Source organism: Alteribacillus iranensis (genome assembly GCF_900113025.1).
In the GTDB taxonomy this organism is placed as follows: domain Bacteria; phylum Bacillota; class Bacilli; order Bacillales; family Marinococcaceae; genus Alteribacillus_A; species Alteribacillus_A iranensis.
In genome coordinates, this window is the sequence record NZ_FONT01000009.1 from 1 (window position 1) to 18,498 (window position 18,498).

Genomic DNA, 18,498 nt, shown 5'->3' on the forward strand with positions numbered 1-18,498 from the left:
TTTACAAAAGAATCATGCGATTCTTTTGATTATCCGGTATTAGCCCCGGTTTCCCGGGGTTATCCCAGTCTCTAAGGCAGGTTGCCCACGTGTTACTCACCCGTCCGCCGCTCGTTCCACAGGCGTCACCCCGAAGGGATCTGCCTGCTTCCCGCGCTCGACTTGCATGTATTAGGCACGCCGCCAGCGTTCGTCCTGAGCCAGGATCAAACTCTCCATAAAATTGGATTATTTGATACAAGCTGTAAAGCGATTGCTCGCTTTGTTTCTTTTATAAAGAAATTAACAGACGCTTGACTTTCATTCAATTTTCAAAGGACAACCATTCATTCGCCGTTCTCTCCGGCGACTTATTAATAATAACACCGTTACTTAATGATGTCAATAACTTTTTTTGCGCCTTCCGCTTGCTTAGCGAAGCACTCTCTCTTGAGGCGCATTTAATAATTTAACATTATCCTCTCCAAGAGTCAACAATTTTTTTTAAAGTGATTTTTAAAAGATCATTTCCTCCAGCGGCTCTTATATTTTACACATATCTTGTCCTCTTCTACATACATATTAGCCAAGAGACATCTGAAGGGAGAGGGATGAAGTGGCAAAAAAAGTGTGGTTTATTCGTAGTAAAAACAGCAAATTCTATTTCCTCCTCGTCTTAATACTATGTGTGTTGACTGGAGGGCTACTACTCAATCAATCCTTCTTACCTGTATTTTCTACGAAAGATGGGCCCGCTGCTTTTTACAGGGCAGAGATTGATGAAAAAGAAATAGCGTTAACATTTAATATTAGCTGGGGAGAACAGAGGGCCATTCCTATACTCGACACCCTGAAAGACCATGATATAAAAGCAGCTTTCTTTATATCAGGAGCGTGGGCAGAACGACACCCTGACATTGTGGAACGAATGGTTGAGGATGGACATACTCTCGGTAATCACGGCTATCGTTTTGAACATTATCCGAGAATGGATAATGAAGAAATAGTAAGAGATTTAAATTTAAGTCACAAGAAGATAAAAGATGTTACGGAAGAGGATGTAACTTTTTTTCGCCCCCCTCACGGCGACATTAACCAAGAGGTCTTAGAAATCATAGATCGTTTTGGCTATGACACCATCCATTGGAGTATCGGGGGAGACGATTGGAAAAACCCCGGGGTCGATACCATTGTAACTAGTATTACGAGAAACATTCAGCCAGGTGACGTCGTTTTACTACACGCTTCCGACTCCGCTAAACAAACAGGTGAAGCCTTGCCTCAAATTATCGAGAAAGTACAGGCAGAAGGTTATCAATTTGTGGAACTAGAAGAGCTTATATCCCAAGCAGATGGCTCGGTACAAGAAATAAATTAGTGGATGTCCAATACGTAAAAACCAGGGGTCGTCTTTCATAAACGGCCCCTGGTACTTGTGTAAATAAACCTATTTTTTATTTGGCTCTCTTGTCAGTCGATGTAGCGTTAGCAACTGCCATGTATTTGCAGTCAAAAGAGGTGCCAGATAAATCCATAACCATTTTGATTCATTCACAGCATTTACTGTTAATGCCGGAATCCATTCAATCGTCGTGATGACATACATAAAGAATAAAGCAGATAAAAATGTCTCTTTATTCGTTTCCTTCTGTTTTTGATACGCCACTATTAATGAAAAAACTAACAGTAAAACAGGCATTACCATATAACCCCAAAGTGTCTCGTCTTCCGAAGCAAACGCGATGTAGCGTAAATAAATCAAATCAAAAAACACAAATACCACGAGGACAGCCTGAACCCAGTTCCAAAGTCGAACTGACTTAAATAGTCCAAGTGCTAATCGGTGAAACGTTAAATATGCAAAAAAGCCCATTTGAGCAACGAGACTAATCGCAGCACATATACCAAACATCCATAAAGTTCCAAATAAGAAATTTAAAAACCCACCACTAAAGTATGTCTCCGTATCAAGTAAAACACCTGTTATCGTTCCGGCTGCAGCACCGATAACTAAGGTAGTAAAAAATAAATATACGAGTTTCCTTGAATTCAAAGTCAATCGCTCTCCTCGTCGTTCGTCATCCTATCGTATTGATTTTACCAACCTAACTGTTAAAAATCTATACAAGCATCTTGTTGTGAATAATTTTTCACATCTGTCCCAAAATAAACAATATCACTCAGAGAAACGTAAGAAAGGAGCGCATTCCTCATGATGCGTTATATAAAATTAAGTTTGGCTCTTCTTGTTTGCATCAGTTTTTTGTTTGGATGTGCTGCTCAGGCAGAAAATCAAGGCTCTGGTGACACCGATTATGAGAACACAAAAAAGATGATGATTGATTTGTTAAAGAGTGATGACGGCAAAAGTGCTATGCGTGAAATTTTAAAAGATGAAAAGCTGAGAGAGAATCTCATTATAGATGAACCCACTGTAAAAAAAACCATAGAAACGACACTAACGTCTGAAAAAGGAAAAGCATTCTGGCAAGAAATTATGAAAGATCCTGAGTTCACGAAAACATTTGCTGAAAGTATGCAAAAAGAAAACGAAAAACTTCTCAAAGGACTAATGAAAGATCCAGAATATCAGACGATGATGATGGACGTTATGAAAGACCCTGAGATGGAGAAAGCTATCCTTGAGCTTTTAAAAAGTAAGGAGTATCGCCAACAAGTGATGACAGTTATGACTGAAGCGTTTGAAAGCCCACATTTTAAGGCGAAGATTAGTGAGGTTTTAGGAAAAGTTGCCGAAGAACAAATGAGTAAAGAAGAAAAAGGCGGCAGTGAATCTGGCGGTAACCAGGAAGGAGGCGGCTCATAAAAGGTACCATGAATGAAAAACGCTGCGATGCAGAAGATTTCTCTTCAGCATGGCAGCGTTCATTTTTATTACGTTAGGGAAATCTAACATTTAGGCACCCCAATTTAGCCGGAGTTCCGAGCCGTTACATTGTCCTCAATAGTGGATGAATGACTACGTATCGTTCTGTTTGGTCCACAGCCCTTTCATCACAAAGAACAGAGAATCTTCTCGAAAAAACCAATCCTATTTAAGCAGAGTGTATGTTTTTATTTCCCAACTTTCTCAGTAATTCGTTTCGTGATTTCACCGTAGATTTTGCCAATAGGGTGATCAGCATCATACACTGACGGCGCAAAATCGTCTTCATCAATTTCCGGCTGACCGAGTGGGATTTGACCTAACAGCTCTGTCTTCAGCTCTTCTGATAACCGTTCACCACCGCCTTGTCCGAATACGTATTCTCTTTCGCCGGTGACCTTACTCTCCAAATAAGACATGTTTTCAATAACACCTAATATCTCATGGTTTGTTTTTATAGCCATACCGCCAGCACGAGCTGCAACAAATGCTGCGGTCGGATGCGGGGTGCTTACTATAATCTCTTTACATTCAGGAAGCATCGTGTGAATATCGAGTGCGACGTCACCTGTACCTGGAGGAAGGTCTAGAATTAAGTAATCGAGCTCGCCCCATTCCACTTCTGAAAAGAAGTTATTCAACATCTTACCTAACATGGGACCACGCCACACAACTGGCGCATTATCTTCTACAAAAAAGCCCATCGAAATTACTTTTACACCGAAACGCTCGACGGGATAGATGCGCTCCGCTTTCACTGTTGGCCGCTGTTCAATCCCCATCATATCCGGTACACTAAAGCCGTATATGTCGGCATCAATAATCCCGACCTTTTTCCCCATTCGTGCGAGTGACGTAGCCACGTTGACAGATACCGTGGATTTCCCAACTCCACCTTTACCGCTGGCAATTGCAATAAATTCAGTAGTGCTATCTTCTGAAAGTAAAGAAGAGCCTTGATTTGACTTCACTCCGCCCGCTTTCTCAATTTCTTCATCGGTTAAATTATCAAATCGAAGTCCAACAGAATCTGCACCGGCATTTTTCACGGCTTGTACTACTTGCTGCTGAAGCTGCATTTGTTCTGCTGTCCCGGTCTTTGCCAATGCAATTTTAAGGCTGACATTATCTTCTTTTATCTTAAGTTCTCTAATGCCTCCTGTATCTACAATACTTTTCTGGAGGTCCGGGTCTTTTATTTCTTTTAAAGCCTCAAGTACTTTTTCCTCAGTTAACAATACGGACACCATCCTTACGGCACTAATTTAATCTTTCTATAGCATACCCCGAAAGCGCTGTATATTTCAATCTTCGTGCATAGGGTATTCGCTATAGTGCCGAAGAAGGCCCTCATAAATGGAAACAGCAATTTTATTCTGATACTCTCTTGTTTGTAGTGCTTGAGCTTCTGCCGGATTAGATAAGAATCCAATTTCAACAAGTACTCCCGGAATATCGGCTTGCTCTAAAATAAAAACCCCTTCTATGGATTGTGCTTGTCGATTTGTATTAGCCAAATTATCCACCAATTGTTCTTGAACTAATTTTGCTGTATGTTCATTTGTAGGCACCCGAGGATGATAAAATGTTTGGGCTCCACTCCACCGAGGAGAAGGAATGGCATTTAAATGCAAGCTGATAAACATGTCCCCTCCGCTTTCATTAATAATTTCCGCTCGCTTGTGGAGGTCCGCTGTTTTTCGTTTGCTGTATCCCCGCACCTCATCCCCAGAGAGATCATAATCTCCTTCTCGGGTCATGATCGCAATAGCTCCTGCTTCCTGTAAATATTCACGAAGCATCAAACTTACTTCAAGTGCTGCTTCTTTTTCTTGAAATCCATCTTTGCTTGTAGCTCCGCCGTCTACCCCGCCATGGCCTGGGTCTAAAATAAACACTTTTCCTGAAATCGGCGTATTCCAACCACCAGATGAATCCTTCGTTAATAATTGATCCTGAATAATAAAAACTGCACTTGAAAAAACTATAATTATAATGGCAGCTCCGAGCCATTTTTTCATAAATGTCCCGCTCCTTTTTCCTGCATAGCTTGTTTTATATATATGAAGGAGCGGGATGATTATGCTCTATTTAAAGCCTAATCTCCGTCTTTTCGTTCCAGCTTCTAATCCTTTATGCCACCAGAATGTGACAAATTCTTCTACAGCTGATCTTAGCTGTTCTTCGTTTATGGTCGGTTCTTCTACCCAGCCACTCATAAACGTATACAGCTCATTTGCTATATTTTTTATAAACACAGCAGCCTGGATCTTATAACGAAAAGGCAGTGTATTATCTACAACATATTTACTAAATTTACCTCCGGATAAAAAAGCTTCTAACGCTAAGTCCATACAAGCTTCTTCTAAGAACGAATAGGAAAAGTGAAACGTATCTAAAACTGGGACAAATATTTTTTTAGCTGACATCTGGAGTTCTTGAACGTTTATCTCTTTTAATAATTTTTTCTCTTCCTCCCACTCTTTTTTCATACGATGAGGTTCCAACGCAACTACTGTCCCCATAAAACCTCCCCCTTCGGTATGTAGTATGTGTTCATCACATGCTCACATACAGCCGGTGTTTACCAGCAGTAATGCGCAAGTAAGGAACAGGCCATAGAAAAAATAACCACTATAAGACGAAGGTTTTAGGGGGATAGTATATTACAGCCTCTATCTAAAGGAAGAGTGATCAAGACCGAACCCGGGATTTTGTCTCTCTTATCTTTAAATGCTTAAATTTTTGCGGCGAAACACCAACCATTCGTTTAAACATTCGGCTAAAATAATAACTGTCTTTGTAGCCAACTGCATGAGCTACATCATATATCTTCATTGATGTAGATAGTAACAGATGTTTCGCTTTATTTATTCTTTTATGAGTAATGTATTGCAGAGGAGTAAAACCCGTATGTTTTTTGAATTTATAATAAAACAAACTGGTGTTTAACCTGGATAATTTCACTAAATCATTTATTTCAATGCACTCATAATAATGCTCGTCAATGTATTTCTGTATGATCGCTAAACAATCTTCTGTTCGCACATCGGCACTACTATTTAGTTTTTTAAAAAGAACGCTGGTTTTCATTTGCACACTACCACTCTTTGCATTACGAAAATGTGGTGTTTTCGTCATACAATACGTAGTCCTCCCATCTCACATTCATACTATTTATTTTTTGATACGAACACGATGTTATCATTAGGATCTAAATAAAGAGTCACATGCCCCTTGATATCTTCTGCTACTTTAGAAGTGAAATGTTTAAGTTTTCCATTCTCCATAATAAGGTAGCCTTCATAGTCATAGCTCTCACCACTTATTTCTATTGACCGGTCGAAAATATTTTCTATTTTTCCAACTATCATCTGATTATAGACTTCCGCCACTTTCTCCTTGTCGTTAAAGAGTAATACATCTTCTGCTTGAATCTCTGTTGGCTCTATTAATTGATGATCTTTAACAATAATAAAGTTATCTAAATCAATCACTTGATTAGAACCAGAAGCTATATTATTTTCTATTTGACCAACAAGCATTCGTTCATTAAGTTCATATTGGCCAATAAAGGCTTTTTTTCTTTTTATTTTCTTATCCTTTGAGAGATTTTTAAATGCTACCATTTCATTGTCCCCGTTAACCTCAATCGTGAGTTCTTTATTGTATGCATTCACAAAATCAAAGTCTATTGTCTCTGGAACTTTCACAACTTTTCTTTCACCTTTTTCATCTTGGATGATAATCGTTCGATCTTTAATGTCTTCCACACTTAAATGATTGATTTTCGCCTTATTTATGAATTTCGTCCAGTGTAACTGATGAGTTATAGGTTCATTGTCGATCAATATTTCAATAGAGTAATCGGTTAATCTTTTTAAGCCCGCTGACTGATAAAGCGTTAAAATTGCTTTATATCCATCTTCTATGACTTGAATTTCTTCCACCCCGTGCCTTTGATGAGATCGTCTATTAACAATATTGATATTAAACTTGTCAATGGTCTTAATTGGTTTATTAAATGTGATTTCTAAATAACGACCATCATTACTTAAAGGTGTAACATCCATTATAGCCAACCCTCTTCTTGCGGCAATCATTTCTTTGTGCTGAGAGGCAGCTTTAAGAGCAGAGTTTGCTACTTCGATAAGTATTCTATTTCTAAAAGATTCATGATAATTGACTATATCATTATTTTCACTTTTTTGGCTTTCATCACTTACAGAATATATCGCAGCATCGGTTTCTCCCGGAAGAAAGACTGAAGTACTACAAATAATGAGTGCCATTAAACACAAAAAACTTGGATATAAACACTTTCTGTCATCCATAGGTATCCCCCTTTTAAGATATCCCTTACCTGAATGTATTTTTCACTAAGTGAGTACGAGTTGGTTTAAAACTCTTTCGGAATATCCCCTCCGTTTCATTTTCCATTATCTTATAAAAGATGGACTGCTCTTTTTGATATTGAAAATCATTATCAACTATATATTAAGAAAAATATTCTTTTTATAAAATGGATTTTTTTATTTTTTTCATATTCCACCTTTCCTCGATGGACGAATACCGAGTAACAATACCCCACCAAGGAAACGGACTGCTAAAAGTCAGCTGAAGCAAGTACTCAAATCCATGAAATAATATAGTTGTTACCTTTTATAGTAGTGATAATTTTGTATATAACTCAATTTGGGGAAAAAGGAGGCAGTAAAGAAGAAAAGAGGGTTCTAACAAATTTCAACATAAAAAAACCTCTTCCCCATTTTTCGGGAAGAGGTCATAACAATTATATTAACGCTTAGAGAACTGAGGTGCACGACGTGCAGACTTGAGTCCGTATTTCTTACGTTCTTTCATACGAGCATCACGAGTAAGAAAACCTGCTTCTTTGAGCGGTTTACGGAAATCAGGATCTGCTTCAAGCAACGCGCGAGCAATTCCGTGACGGATCGCTCCTGCTTGTCCTGTGAAACCTCCACCATTTACGTTTACCTTCACATCGTACTGACCTTCTGTGCCAGTTTCACTGAGAGGCTGTTTTACAACGAGCTTTAATGTTTCCAGGTTAAAATATTCATCAATGTCACGATTGTTTACTGTGATTTTGCCGTCGCCAGGCACGACGAAAACGCGGGCGACAGAGTTTTTACGACGGCCTGTACCGTAGTATTGGACTTGTGCCAAAATAATTCCCTCCCTCTAAATTAGCCGCGAAGTTCGTACTTCTCTGGCTGTTGTGCTTGTTGCTTATGTTCCGATCCGGCGTACACGTGTAATTTCTTCGCTTGTTTACGTCCAAGTGAGCCTTTAGGAAGCATACCTTTTACTGCAAGTTCAATAATTTGTTCTGGCTTTTTAGCAAGCATTTCAGAAGCGCGAGTTTCTTTCAATCCGCCTGCATAATGACTGTGACGATAGTACATCTTGTCTTGAAGTTTGTTACCAGTAAGTTTAATCTTCTCAGCATTAATAATAATTACGTTATCTCCCGTGTCAATGTGCGGGGTATATTGAGGCTTGTGCTTTCCACGAAGAAGAGCTGCTACTTCACTGGACAGACGCCCTAACGTTTGGCCTTCTGCGTCAATTACAAACCACTTACGCTCTATTTCGCTTGGCTTAGCCATATAGGTTGTGCGCATGAGTGTCCCTCCTAGAATTCATGTATCCATTTGTCTATTTATACGTTGTCTTATTATTTCGTTCATCATTTCCGATCCCGGGGCTAGTGGGACGTGAAATGCCAAGTAACATCATATAATAACGGTGAGCAAATGTCAATAAGGAAAAAGTGCGCTTCCTGCACCTTTACGCATAGTTTGAAGAAACTCGGTTTTTATATTTTACTTCTGCAAGGAACAGTCCATGACCCGGCACTGTTTTGCCCGCTTTTCCTCTATCTCTTGCTGCTAATAACTCACTTATATCATGAGGGGCCTTTTTTCCTCTGCCCACTTCGAGCAACGTACCTACCATGATACGAACCATGTTATAAAGAAAGCCATTTCCTCTAAGAACAAACTGCAGTTCATCCCTATCCTCTAGTATATCTATCTTGTAAACTGTCCGGACCATGTCTTTTACATCGGTCCCCGACGCACAGAACGAAGTAAAATCATGTGTTCCTACCAAATGTTCTGCGGCTTGCTTCATGTTCTCTATATTCAATGGATAAGGATAAAATAAAGTGTACCGACGTCGAAAGATATCTGGTTGACTGTTCGTCTGCACACGATAAATATACTCTTTTTCGATAGCATCGAATCGAGCGTGAAAATCTGCCGTTGTACGCTCAGCCGCCAAAACATATACATCTTCCGGTAAGTGACTGTTTATTGCTTTCGGCCATTTTTCGTCTGGTATGCATAAGGGAGTGTCGAAATGCATAACTTGGCCGAGGGCATGGACCGATGCATCGGTTCTCCCAGAGGCCGTTACTTCTACATGAGAACCCTTATGTATCTTAGTAAGTGCTTTCTCTATCTCACTTTGGACTGTGCGTTTTTCAGGCTGTACTTGCCAACCTGAAAAATCGGTTCCATCATAACTGACGACCGCCTTTATTCTTTGCATCTTTACCCTCCCTATCTCTGGAAGAAAAACAAAAGCACTGCTGACACTGCGACTATGAGACACGCTATCGTATCTTTTCGTCTCCAGGTCAGCGCTCGAAGCTTTGTGCGCTTTTCTCCTCCATTGTACCCTCTCGCCTCCATAGCAAGTGCTAAATCTTCTGCGCGTTTAAAAGCTCTTATAAACAAAGGTACTAGAAGGGATATCATAGCTTGTGTTCTTTGTTTCATACTTCCACTATTGAATTTGGCGCCTCTAGCTGTCTGGGCTTTTATTATCTTCTCGGCTTCTTGAAATAATGTCGGGATGAATCGGATAGCAATGGACATCATTAACGCTACCTCGTGAGCAGGAACGCCAAAGCGTTTTAACGGCTGGAGCATCTGTTCCAAACCATCTGTTAAATCTATCGGACTTGTTGTCAGCGTTAATAACGATGTCACTAATACAAGAAAAAACAATCTCAGTCCAATAAACAGTCCTTGCTCGATCCCTCCGCTGTAAACAGAGAAAGCGCCCACTGTCGCAATCACTTCTCCTTCTTGCGTAAGAAAGGCATGCAGAAGAAAAGTACCAACTATTAAAATGAGTATCGGGTACATTCCTTTTAAAATATAGCGAAGGGGAACTCCTGAGATCATCCAAACTCCTACTGTTCCCACTGTTACTGCACCGTACCCTCTCCATGTATCTGCTAAAAATATAACCATTATCATCAATAAAACGGCGATTAACTTAGCTCGAGCATCCATGCGGTGCAGAAAGGAATTGCCAGGTAAGTATTGGCCAATAATGATATGTTTAAACATCCTTATTTCCCTTCCTAGATGCATTCACCTCTGTGGCTGCTTTCTCTGGAGAAAGAGACCAGCTAGAGAAAGGAACTCCTGTTTTCACGCTAATATAACTTAAAACTTTTAAACGTGGAGGGAGGTCTAATCCTAATGCTTCCAGCCTCCCTTGTTGTTCAAAAATTTCTTGGGCATGCCCTTCCATTGCTATCCTGCCGTCATGCATGACCACTGCCCGGCTCGCAATGTCAGCAACTTCCTCCATATCATGAGTAACAATGATAATCGTGAGACGCTTCTCTTCATGCCACTCTTTCAATAATTCGATGATTTCTTGCTTTCCTTTGGGATCCAGGCTAGCGGTAGGCTCATCTAAAATTAATACTTGAGGATTCATCGCTAAGACGCCGGCAATGGCCGCTCGGCGCATCTGTCCCCCACTCAAATGAAACGGGGACTGATGAAGCAGTGACTCATCCAAACCTACTCGTTGAATGAGCATAGGCACTTGTTTTTTTATTTGTTGTTCAGACGTCCCGGCATTGAGCGGACCAAAGATGATATCTTTTTCTACTGTTTCCTCAAACAGCTGGTGTTCCGGGTATTGAAAGACCATACCGACATTTTCACGCAGTTTTTGAATTTGCTTTTTCTTCGTCTTCGGATCCACTGTTCTTTCGCCTATCGTTACCTTCCCTTGACTTGGTCGGAGTAAGCCATTGATGTGTTGAACGAGCGTGGATTTCCCTGAGCCTGTTCTACCGATCACTGCTATGATTTCCCCACTAGGAAAGGTGGTCGAGACCTCGTGTAATGCTCTTTTCTCCAAAGGGGTATTCTCCATGTATGTATAGCTTGTTTTCTCAAATACTATTCTCATAAGGCAATGCCATCCCTTATATACCGTTTAACCAAACCAGCCTCTTCTTTGCAGTGTCTCCGCCTCAATTCCTGAAGTAAATGAAATTCATAGGGAAGCGGAATGTCGTTCGTGTCAAACTGATTCATCTGGTCAAGCATTGTATTGCTATCCAGATCTATTGCAATGTTTCCAAATCTCATCAGCCAGATGCGAGTTCCTATCGCCGCTTCACGCAAGTCATGAGTCACATGGAGAATAGTGATACGATCACGACGGTGAAGATCTTTAAGGATATTCATTACTTCTCTTTTTCCTTGCGGATCGAGCATAGAAGTGGCTTCATCTAATATTAATAATGTGGGGTGTAATACTAATGTCCCTGCGATGGCTACCCTTTGCTTCTGTCCTCCAGATAAACGATGAGGCTCAGCGTCTAAAATCTTTTCAATGCCTGTTTGCATTGCCGCTTTTTCTATTCTCTCTACCATTTCATTTCTAGGAACACCGGCGTTCTCCATCCCAAAAGCGATATCATCTTTCACCGTGGGAGCGACAAATTGATGGTCCGGGTTTTGAAAAACCATTCCAACTTTTTGCCGAAGAAGCGCGAGCTCTTCTCCTGGACGAACTGGTTTACCTTCGATGAAAACCTCGCCCTCCACTGGAGATAATAACCCATTACACATCCGAGAGAGTGTAGATTTTCCTGAACCGTTTGGGCCTATAATAGATACCCATTCTCCTTCTTCTATTTCAGCATTCACATCTTCAAGAACCCAATCTGACTCTTCCTCATAACGGAAAGAGACATGATTAAAAGACACAGCTGTCATGGGGTTTCACCTGTTTCTCTCTATAGTCAAAAACGTTAACATAGTTATTATAATAAGTTGACGTTTATTACACAAGAGTTGGAAGACTGGTGGGTACCGAGCAATCACCTGCCGGTAGTGAGTTGTCCTCGTCGTCTCACCTTTTCCGATAGAGTGACTCTAGAGTCATTAGGTGGGAGAAGTATATAAAAAAAGGGCACAGACCTAATCCTTTAAAAGGTATAGTCCTGCCCTCAGATGAAAATATTTAACTTGCCCTTACGAAAAGAAAGTATAAACGTCGAAACGCTTATACAAATTCAATAATCGCCATTTCAGACGCGTCTCCACGACGAGGTCCAAGTTTTAGGACACGTGTATAACCACCTTGACGATCTTCATAACGTGGTGCGATGTCATCAAAAAGCTTTTGAACCGCATCTTTGCCGCTTTCTTCATCAGCCGTTTCCTTACGAATAAATTGAGCAGCTTGACGACGGGCATGCAAATCTCCACGTTTGCCAAGAGTTACCATCTTCTCAACAATAGAGCGCAATTCTTTCGCTTTTGCTTCCGTTGTTTCAATACGTTCATTGATGATAAGATCTGTCGCTAAATCGCGGAACAATGCCTTACGTGCTGAGCTGTCACGTCCAAGCTTTGCGTATGCAGACATGTATATTCCCCTCCTTTTTAGAGACACTAATCGGTAAGTGTCATTTAATCATCTTTACGAAGACCAAGATCTAGTTCAGCTAATTTCTCTTGTACTTCTTCGAGAGATTTTCGTCCCAGATTTCGAACTTTCATCATATCTTCTTCTGATTTCTGAGTAAGTTCTTGCACCGTATTAATCCCAGCACGTTTGAGACAGTTATAGGAACGAACAGATAGATCTAATTCTTCAATGGTCATCTCAAGCACTTTTTCCTTCTGGTCTTCTTCTTTTTCCACCATAATCTCGGCATTTTGTGCTTGATCTGTTAATCCAATAAAGATATTCAGATGTTCATTCATAATCTTTGCACCGAGTGATACAGCCTCTTCCGGACGAATGCTCCCATCTGTCCAAACATCTAATGTTAGCCTGTCGTAGTTCGTAATTTGACCGACACGAGTATTCTCTACTTGATAGTTCACCCGTGACACTGGGGTATAAATGGAATCAACAGGCAAAACACCGATTGGCAGATCATCACTATTGTTCCCTTCTGCCGGAACATAGCCACGGCCGCGTTTAGCTGTTAACCTCATATGAAGGTTGGCTCCACTCGTCATCGTAGCGATATGCAAATCCGGATTCAAAATATCAACGTCACTGTCATGGGTAATATCTCTAGCGGTGACAACACCCTCGCCCTGCGCATCAATCTCAAGAACTTTCTCTTCATCGGAGTATATCTTCAGGGCCAGCTTCTTTAAGTTCAAAATGATCGTAGTAACATCTTCCACTACCCCTTCGATAGTAGAGAATTCATGGAGAACTCCATCGATTTGAACTGTAGTTACAGCTGCTCCTGGAAGGGAGGATAATAAGATACGACGCAAGGAGTTACCTAAAGTAGTGCCATATCCGCGTTCGAGCGGTTCTACGACAAATTTTCCGTATTTGACGTCCTCGCTTAACTCAACCGTTTCAATATTAGGCTTTTCGATTTCGATCATTATGCAGTATACCCTCCTTGAAAACGTCCAAACTCCGGCTAAACATCAGTTTTCTGTTCTCCGGAATTTTGCATTGGCAGTTCCCGACACTTTTGTGGACCTTACTCGTCAACAATGCGTAAGGGGGTCCCGACCATATGCATTCCTTACCCATTATTGACATTTCAGGAAAAACTATACTCCTGCGGGTTATACTCTGCGACGTTTCGGCGGACGGCAGCCATTATGAGGAACTGGAGTCACATCGCGAATGACGCTTACTTCAAGTCCAGCAGCCTGTAGAGAACGAATTGCTGCTTCACGGCCTGCTCCTGGTCCTTTAACAGCTACTTCCACTGTCTTCAATCCATGCTCCATGCCCGCTTTTGCTGCAGTTTCTGCTGCCATTTGAGCAGCAAATGGTGTAGATTTACGAGAACCTTTGAAACCAAGTCCACCAGCACTAGCCCAGGAAATCGCATTTCCCTGTGTGTCTGTGATCGTCACGATTGTGTTATTGAAAGTAGAGCGAATATGCGCTACACCGGATTCAATATTTTTACGTTGACGACGTTTACGAGTGTTTTTCGTTTTAGCCATAGTTTGCTACCTCCTTTACCTGTTATTTTTTCTTGTTCGCTACTGTACGACGCGGGCCTTTACGAGTACGAGAGTTGTTCTTTGTGTTTTGTCCTCTCACCGGCAAACCGCGACGGTGACGGATACCACGATAACTTCCGATTTCAATCAAACGTTTGATATTCAGAGACTTTTCTCGACGAAGGTCACCTTCAACGGTATAGTTGTCCATAACGCTGCGGATTCTCGCGAGTTCTTCTTCTGTGAGATCACGAACGCGTGTATTTTCGTTCACATTTGCTTCTTTTAAGATTTCCAGCGCAAGAGATTTACCAATCCCATACACGTACGTAAGGGAGATAGCAATACGTTTGTCGCGCGGAATATCAACACCTGCTACACGTGCCATCTATGAGCACCTCCTTTAATTTTATCCTTGTCTTTGTTTGTGTTTTGGGTTAGAGCAAATAACCATTACCGAACCTTTTCGGCGAATGACCTTGCACTTTTCACACATTGGCTTGACGGATGGTCTTACCTTCATGTCCATTTACCTCCTTAACTGCGCGGAGTACATGCGAGAGTACGTAGCACGGACTTATGAACATCATTTTTTATCGGTTTATTTGTAACGGTACGTAATACGCCCGCGGGATAAATCGTAGGGTGAAATTTCCACAGTCACTTTATCTCCAGGAAGGATTCGAATGAAGTGCATACGAATTTTCCCAGAAACATGAGCTAAAATTTTATGGCCATTTTCGAGTTCTACACGAAACATGGCATTTGGAAGTGGCTCAAGAACTGTTCCTTCCATTTCAATCACATCATCTTTGGCCATGGATTTACTTTCCCTCCTTCAGTAATTCTGGGTGCTCTTTTCTATAAGAGACAAGAGCATGCCTGATTTTACCATTGGTTACACGTCCGGTATCTTCTATGCTGCGCTTGACTTCATCGGATATATACGAACAAAGCTCTACGTGATGAATGTTCTTTTTCTTTGCCCGATCATACTTACGCTTTTCCCCGTCAGCTAGGAGTATAAAGCGTTCATCTACTATACCGATAATAATCGCAAAATTCCCAGCGTCCCGTCCACGTTTAATATGCACGATCTGACCGACTTCCGGCGTAGATTCAGCTTCACTCATTTTACTATCACCTTTAATGTCAGGCTTTTGTTAAAATCTCATAACCTGTACTTGTTATCGCAATGGTGTGTTCGAAATGAGCGCAGTTTTTGCCATCAGTCGTAACCACTGTCCATTTATCAGAAAGAGTATGCACATAGCGCTCTCCCGCATTGACCATTGGTTCTATCGCCAGTACCATCCCAGGTTTGAGACGCGGCCCCTTCCCTGGTGGACCAAAATGCGGAATTTGCGGATCTTCATGCAAGTCCTGCCCCACACCATGCCCTACATATTCGCGGACGACAGAGAACCCGTTAGCTTCTACATAGGTTTGAATAGCATGGGAGATGTCTGACAAACGTCCTTTTGGTTTCGCCTCTTTTAAACCTCTATAAAGCGATTCTTCCGTCACATCCAATAGACGCTGGTCTTCTTTTGAAATGTCCCCAACCGGATACGTCCAGGCGGAATCACCATGATACCCTTTGTAATTAGCACCAATGTCGATCGAGATGATATCCCCCTTTTGTAACTCTCGGCTGCCCGGAATTCCATGTACCAACTCTTCATTTACTGAAGCACAAACACTGCCAGTAAACCCATTATAGCCTTTAAATGATGGAGTTGCACCAAATTGGCGAATCGTCTTATCAGCGATATCATTTAACGCCTCTGTTGTAATACCCGGTTTAATATGAGGCACCAGGGCCTTATGCGTTTCAGCTACAATTCTTCCTGCCTCACGCATTATCTCGAGTTCACGATCCGTTTTACAAATAATCATGCATGAAGTCCTTTCAACAGTTCATCAATATCATCGAACACTTTATTTATATCTCTGTCTCCATCGATATTACGAAGATAACCTTTTTCCTGATAAAAATCAATTAAAGGCTGTTGTTGTTCGATATTAACATCCAAACGTTTCTTTACTGTCTCTGGCTTGTCGTCGTCTCTTTGTACAAGCTTACTTCCATCCACGTCACAGATACCTTCTTCTTTCGGAGGATTGTATACAATGTGATACGTTCTTCCTGATACCGGTGACACACGCCGGCCGGTAAGACGTTCTTCAAGCTTTTCTCTAGGAACGTCAATATTCAATACGTAATCTAGCTTTTTATCTAAAGAAGACATAATATCTTCTAAAGCCTCCGCTTGAGCAACCGTCCGAGGGAATCCATCAAGAAGAAAACCTTTTTTACAATCATCCTTGCCCAGTCGTTCTTTTACAATACCTACCGTTACCTCATCTGGCACAAGTTCACCCGCATCCATGAAAGACTTCGCTTTTTTACCTAGTTCTGTTTCATCTTTAATTGCTGCACGAAACATATCACCGGTAGATATATGCGGGATGTTATATTTTGCTACGATCTTTTCGGCTTGTGTGCCTTTCCCGGCACCAGGAAGCCCCATTAATATCAAATTCATGATATCTCCTCCATTGGACCGATTTCAGCCAATCGCAAGTGCTCTGTTTCTTGTTGATTTATTTTATAAAGCCTTTATAGCTTCTCTTAATTAACTGGCTTTCTATCTGTTTCATGGTATCAAGAGCAACACCAACAACGATGAGTAAACCAGTTCCGCCAATTTGGATCGTTTGAGGGAGACCCATCTGTGTTGTGAAAAAAACAGGTATGATCGAAATAACAGTAAGGAAAAGCGCCCCAACGAAAGTTAAACGATAGAGGATTCTTCGAATATAAATCTCCGTTGTTTTTCCAGGGCGAATGCCCGGAATATATCCGCCTTGCTTTTTTAAGTTATCTGCCATTTGTTCCGGATTAACCTGTACAAATGTGTAGAAGTAGGTAAATCCGATAATCAAAGCAGCGTATACAATCATACCAACCGTCTGGGTGTAATCAAAATTTTGAATAACCCATCTAGCAACAGGTTGATCTTCTCCAACAAAACCAGCCACCGTGGGCGGAAAAATAAAGAGAGATAAGGCAAAAATTACTGGTATAACACCAGCTGAATTAACTTTTAAAGGTAAATGAGTGGACTGTCCACCTACCGGACTGCGACCGACAAGTCGTTTTGCGTACTGAATTGGCACTTTGCGCAGTGCCTGCTGTACAAAAATGACGCCAACGATAATTGCGAGCACAGCAACAGCAAGTAACAGAACCGTTACAATTCCCATAAAGAGCTGATCTGCATCCTCAATTTGAGTCGCATAAATCTGGTTAAGTCCATTCGGAATTCCAGCTGCAATACCTGCGAATATAAGAATAGAAATACCATTTCCAACCCCATTGGCTGTAATTTGTTCACCGAGCCACATTAAGAATGCCGTACCAGCGGTCATCACTAGAGCAATAAACATGTATTTTGGAATACTTGGATCTGGAATGAGGCCAGGGAATAGGTTATTGAAGCCAATGGACATTCCTAAACCCTGAACAAAAGCAAGAATGACGGTAAAATACCGTGTAAACTGTGCAAGCTTACGACGTCCCGCCTCTCCTTGCTTCGCCCATTCTGTAAACTTAGGAACGACATCCATTCTGAGCAATTGCACAACGATTGAAGCTGTGATGTAGGGCATAACACCCATTGCAAAGATGGAGTAATTCGAAAGCGCTCCTCCTCCGAACGTGTTGAGAAATCCAAATGCATTAGCCTGATCTTGAAAATTCAAGACGTCACGGTTAGAGCCAGGAACCGGAATAAAGCTCCCGATTCGAAAGATTACTAACATCAATAGAGTGAATAAGATTTTTGTTCTTAAATCACTCACACGAAAAATGTTGAGGATAGAGCGGAACATTAGATCACCTCAGTTTTTCCTCCAGCCGCTTCAATCGTTTGAACCGCGGAAGCAGAGAACTTGTTCGCTTTAACGGTAAGTTCCTTATTAAGAGAACCGTTTCCTAGAATCTTCACGCCGTCTTTACGTTTGCTGATCACGCCTTCTTTCAAAAGAAGCTCTGGCGTAACTTCCGCTCCTGCATCAAAACGGTTTAACGTTTCAACGTTCACGACAGCAAATTCTTTACGTGCCGGATTTGTAAAACCTCGTTTCGGAAGGCGTTTGTAAATTGGATTCTGTCCACCTTCGAAACCAGGACGAACACCACCGCCTGACCGTGCCTTTTGTCCTTTATGGCCGCGACCTGATGTTTTACCGTTTCCTGAAGCTGGTCCGCGTCCAACACGGTTGCGCTCTTTTACAGATCCTTTATTAGGTTTTAATTCATGGAGCTTCATATTGCCA

At 41.3% G+C, this 18,498-nt stretch carries 25 protein-coding genes and 1 rRNA gene; 2 read left to right on the top strand and 24 right to left on the bottom strand.

The genetic code is table 11. From position 1 onward, the window contains the following. A 16S ribosomal RNA gene (locus tag BM095_RS14760) occupies positions 1 to 222 on the bottom strand; the annotation flags it as partial. Positions 223 to 595: 373 nt separating this feature from the next. On the opposite strand from BM095_RS14760, the gene pdaB reads away from it, so the two are divergent. Next, positions 596 to 1,357: a polysaccharide deacetylase family sporulation protein PdaB gene (gene pdaB / locus BM095_RS14765; protein WP_091663583.1), complete on the top strand. Its 762-nt coding sequence runs from the start codon at positions 596 to 598 to the stop codon at positions 1,355 to 1,357. Positions 1,358 to 1,426: 69 nt separating this feature from the next. On the opposite strand, the gene BM095_RS14770 is transcribed toward pdaB, so the two are convergent. Beyond that, positions 1,427 to 2,032 (bottom strand): KinB-signaling pathway activation protein, encoded by a 606-nt coding sequence (locus BM095_RS14770; protein WP_091663585.1) that lies wholly within the window; start codon positions 2,030 to 2,032, stop codon positions 1,427 to 1,429. A gap of 159 nt (positions 2,033 to 2,191) precedes the next feature. Here BM095_RS14770 and gerD point away from each other — a divergent pair, with 159 nt between their 5' ends. After that, positions 2,192 to 2,806: a spore germination lipoprotein GerD gene (gene gerD, locus BM095_RS14775; RefSeq protein WP_177194844.1), complete on the top strand. Its 615-nt coding sequence runs from the start codon at positions 2,192 to 2,194 to the stop codon at positions 2,804 to 2,806. Positions 2,807 to 3,054: 248 nt separating this feature from the next. Here gerD and BM095_RS14780 read toward each other — a convergent pair whose 3' ends face one another. The 22 genes from BM095_RS14780 to rplO all read right to left on the bottom strand — a co-directional run bounded on the left by BM095_RS14780 (position 3,055) and on the right by rplO (position 18,491). Continuing rightward, positions 3,055 to 4,104, bottom strand: a complete 1,050-nt coding sequence (locus tag BM095_RS14780) for an Mrp/NBP35 family ATP-binding protein (RefSeq protein WP_091663588.1) — start codon at positions 4,102 to 4,104, stop codon at positions 3,055 to 3,057. Positions 4,105 to 4,170: 66 nt separating this feature from the next. Further along, positions 4,171 to 4,887, bottom strand: coding sequence for an N-acetylmuramoyl-L-alanine amidase CwlD (cwlD, locus tag BM095_RS14785; RefSeq protein ID WP_091663591.1), 717 nt, complete (start codon positions 4,885 to 4,887; stop codon positions 4,171 to 4,173). 66 nt (positions 4,888 to 4,953) lie between these two features. Continuing rightward, on the bottom strand, positions 4,954 to 5,391 hold the full coding sequence (locus BM095_RS14790) for a DUF2521 family protein (RefSeq protein WP_091663594.1): 438 nt from the start codon (positions 5,389 to 5,391) through the stop codon (positions 4,954 to 4,956). A gap of 169 nt (positions 5,392 to 5,560) precedes the next feature. Continuing rightward, positions 5,561 to 6,007 carry a helix-turn-helix domain-containing protein gene (locus tag BM095_RS14795; RefSeq protein WP_091663596.1) on the bottom strand — a complete coding sequence of 149 codons (447 nt, stop codon included), beginning with the start codon at positions 6,005 to 6,007 and terminating at the stop codon, positions 5,561 to 5,563. Between the two features lie 32 nt (positions 6,008 to 6,039). Continuing rightward, positions 6,040 to 7,200: a hypothetical protein gene (locus BM095_RS14800; RefSeq protein ID WP_091663599.1), complete on the bottom strand. Its 1,161-nt coding sequence runs from the start codon at positions 7,198 to 7,200 to the stop codon at positions 6,040 to 6,042. 463 nt (positions 7,201 to 7,663) lie between these two features. Then, positions 7,664 to 8,056, bottom strand: coding sequence for a 30S ribosomal protein S9 (gene rpsI, locus BM095_RS14805; protein WP_091663601.1), 393 nt, complete (start codon positions 8,054 to 8,056; stop codon positions 7,664 to 7,666). A gap of 20 nt (positions 8,057 to 8,076) precedes the next feature. Continuing rightward, entirely contained in the window at positions 8,077 to 8,514 is a 438-nt protein-coding gene (gene rplM / locus BM095_RS14810) for a 50S ribosomal protein L13 (protein WP_091663604.1), read from the bottom strand. Positions 8,515 to 8,680: 166 nt separating this feature from the next. After that, positions 8,681 to 9,445, bottom strand: a complete 765-nt coding sequence (gene truA / locus BM095_RS14815; protein ID WP_143083240.1) for a tRNA pseudouridine(38-40) synthase TruA — start codon at positions 9,443 to 9,445, stop codon at positions 8,681 to 8,683. Positions 9,446 to 9,456: 11 nt separating this feature from the next. Next, a complete protein-coding gene (locus tag BM095_RS14820; RefSeq protein WP_091663607.1) occupies positions 9,457 to 10,254 on the bottom strand; it encodes an energy-coupling factor transporter transmembrane component T family protein in 798 nt (265 codons plus the stop codon). Continuing rightward, a complete protein-coding gene (locus tag BM095_RS14825) occupies positions 10,247 to 11,116 on the bottom strand; it encodes an energy-coupling factor transporter ATPase (RefSeq protein WP_091663610.1) in 870 nt (289 codons plus the stop codon). The genes BM095_RS14820 and BM095_RS14825 overlap by 8 nt, the downstream gene beginning before the upstream one ends. Continuing rightward, complete coding sequence (locus BM095_RS14830; protein ID WP_091663613.1) at positions 11,113 to 11,931, bottom strand: ATP-binding cassette domain-containing protein; 819 nt, start codon at positions 11,929 to 11,931, stop codon at positions 11,113 to 11,115. Before BM095_RS14830 ends, BM095_RS14825 begins: the two co-directional genes overlap by 4 nt. 289 nt (positions 11,932 to 12,220) lie before the next feature. Then, positions 12,221 to 12,586, bottom strand: a complete 366-nt coding sequence (rplQ, locus tag BM095_RS14835) for a 50S ribosomal protein L17 (protein WP_091663616.1) — start codon at positions 12,584 to 12,586, stop codon at positions 12,221 to 12,223. 44 nt (positions 12,587 to 12,630) lie between these two features. After that, positions 12,631 to 13,575: a DNA-directed RNA polymerase subunit alpha gene (locus BM095_RS14840; protein ID WP_091663619.1), complete on the bottom strand. Its 945-nt coding sequence runs from the start codon at positions 13,573 to 13,575 to the stop codon at positions 12,631 to 12,633. A 189-nt stretch (positions 13,576 to 13,764) separates the two neighbouring features. Then, positions 13,765 to 14,154 (bottom strand): 30S ribosomal protein S11, encoded by a 390-nt coding sequence (gene rpsK, locus BM095_RS14845; protein ID WP_091663622.1) that lies wholly within the window; start codon positions 14,152 to 14,154, stop codon positions 13,765 to 13,767. Positions 14,155 to 14,176: 22 nt separating this feature from the next. Then, a complete protein-coding gene (rpsM, locus tag BM095_RS14850) occupies positions 14,177 to 14,542 on the bottom strand; it encodes a 30S ribosomal protein S13 (protein WP_091663624.1) in 366 nt (121 codons plus the stop codon). 21 nt (positions 14,543 to 14,563) lie between these two features. Beyond that, the gene (rpmJ, locus tag BM095_RS14855; RefSeq protein ID WP_091663627.1) at positions 14,564 to 14,677 is read right to left on the bottom strand and encodes a 50S ribosomal protein L36; all 114 of its coding nucleotides are present in this window, start codon (positions 14,675 to 14,677) and stop codon (positions 14,564 to 14,566) included. 78 nt (positions 14,678 to 14,755) lie between these two features. Next, on the bottom strand, positions 14,756 to 14,974 hold the full coding sequence (gene infA, locus BM095_RS14860; RefSeq protein WP_091663629.1) for a translation initiation factor IF-1: 219 nt from the start codon (positions 14,972 to 14,974) through the stop codon (positions 14,756 to 14,758). 4 nt (positions 14,975 to 14,978) lie between these two features. After that, complete coding sequence (locus BM095_RS14865; protein ID WP_091663632.1) at positions 14,979 to 15,287, bottom strand: KOW domain-containing RNA-binding protein; 309 nt, start codon at positions 15,285 to 15,287, stop codon at positions 14,979 to 14,981. 19 nt (positions 15,288 to 15,306) lie between these two features. After that, a complete protein-coding gene (gene map / locus BM095_RS14870; RefSeq protein ID WP_091663634.1) occupies positions 15,307 to 16,053 on the bottom strand; it encodes a type I methionyl aminopeptidase in 747 nt (248 codons plus the stop codon). Then, entirely contained in the window at positions 16,050 to 16,703 is a 654-nt protein-coding gene (locus BM095_RS14875) for an adenylate kinase (RefSeq protein WP_091663637.1), read from the bottom strand. Before BM095_RS14875 ends, map begins: the two co-directional genes overlap by 4 nt. A 58-nt stretch (positions 16,704 to 16,761) precedes the next feature. Further along, positions 16,762 to 18,051, bottom strand: coding sequence for a preprotein translocase subunit SecY (secY, locus tag BM095_RS14880; RefSeq protein WP_091663639.1), 1,290 nt, complete (start codon positions 18,049 to 18,051; stop codon positions 16,762 to 16,764). Then, positions 18,051 to 18,491: a 50S ribosomal protein L15 gene (gene rplO, locus BM095_RS14885; RefSeq protein WP_091663642.1), complete on the bottom strand. Its 441-nt coding sequence runs from the start codon at positions 18,489 to 18,491 to the stop codon at positions 18,051 to 18,053. Before rplO ends, secY begins: the two co-directional genes overlap by 1 nt. Positions 18,492 to 18,498 lie beyond the last annotated feature (7 nt).

Coding starts and splice junctions, on each gene's coding strand:
- gerD (WP_177194844.1), top strand. CDS start 2,192: ATGATGCGTTATATAAAATTAAGTTTGGCTCTTCTTGTTTGCATCAGT.
- cwlD (WP_091663591.1), bottom strand. CDS start 4,887: ATGAAAAAATGGCTCGGAGCTGCCATTATAATTATAGTTTTTTCAAGT.
- BM095_RS14790 (WP_091663594.1), bottom strand. CDS start 5,391: ATGGGGACAGTAGTTGCGTTGGAACCTCATCGTATGAAAAAAGAGTGG.
- BM095_RS14795 (WP_091663596.1), bottom strand. CDS start 6,007: ATGACGAAAACACCACATTTTCGTAATGCAAAGAGTGGTAGTGTGCAA.
- BM095_RS14800 (WP_091663599.1), bottom strand. CDS start 7,200: ATGGATGACAGAAAGTGTTTATATCCAAGTTTTTTGTGTTTAATGGCA.
- rplM (WP_091663604.1), bottom strand. CDS start 8,514: ATGCGCACAACCTATATGGCTAAGCCAAGCGAAATAGAGCGTAAGTGG.
- truA (WP_143083240.1), bottom strand. CDS start 9,445: ATGCAAAGAATAAAGGCGGTCGTCAGTTATGATGGAACCGATTTTTCA.
- BM095_RS14820 (WP_091663607.1), bottom strand. CDS start 10,254: ATGTTTAAACATATCATTATTGGCCAATACTTACCTGGCAATTCCTTT.
- BM095_RS14825 (WP_091663610.1), bottom strand. CDS start 11,116: ATGAGAATAGTATTTGAGAAAACAAGCTATACATACATGGAGAATACC.
- BM095_RS14830 (WP_091663613.1), bottom strand. CDS start 11,931: ATGACAGCTGTGTCTTTTAATCATGTCTCTTTCCGTTATGAGGAAGAG.
- rplQ (WP_091663616.1), bottom strand. CDS start 12,586: ATGTCTGCATACGCAAAGCTTGGACGTGACAGCTCAGCACGTAAGGCA.
- BM095_RS14840 (WP_091663619.1), bottom strand. CDS start 13,575: ATGATCGAAATCGAAAAGCCTAATATTGAAACGGTTGAGTTAAGCGAG.
- rpsK (WP_091663622.1), bottom strand. CDS start 14,154: ATGGCTAAAACGAAAAACACTCGTAAACGTCGTCAACGTAAAAATATT.
- rpsM (WP_091663624.1), bottom strand. CDS start 14,542: ATGGCACGTGTAGCAGGTGTTGATATTCCGCGCGACAAACGTATTGCT.
- rpmJ (WP_091663627.1), bottom strand. CDS start 14,677: ATGAAGGTAAGACCATCCGTCAAGCCAATGTGTGAAAAGTGCAAGGTC.
- infA (WP_091663629.1), bottom strand. CDS start 14,974: ATGGCCAAAGATGATGTGATTGAAATGGAAGGAACAGTTCTTGAGCCA.
- BM095_RS14865 (WP_091663632.1), bottom strand. CDS start 15,287: ATGAGTGAAGCTGAATCTACGCCGGAAGTCGGTCAGATCGTGCATATT.
- map (WP_091663634.1), bottom strand. CDS start 16,053: ATGATTATTTGTAAAACGGATCGTGAACTCGAGATAATGCGTGAGGCA.
- BM095_RS14875 (WP_091663637.1), bottom strand. CDS start 16,703: ATGAATTTGATATTAATGGGGCTTCCTGGTGCCGGGAAAGGCACACAA.
- secY (WP_091663639.1), bottom strand. CDS start 18,051: ATGTTCCGCTCTATCCTCAACATTTTTCGTGTGAGTGATTTAAGAACA.
- rplO (WP_091663642.1), bottom strand. CDS start 18,491: ATGAAGCTCCATGAATTAAAACCTAATAAAGGATCTGTAAAAGAGCGC.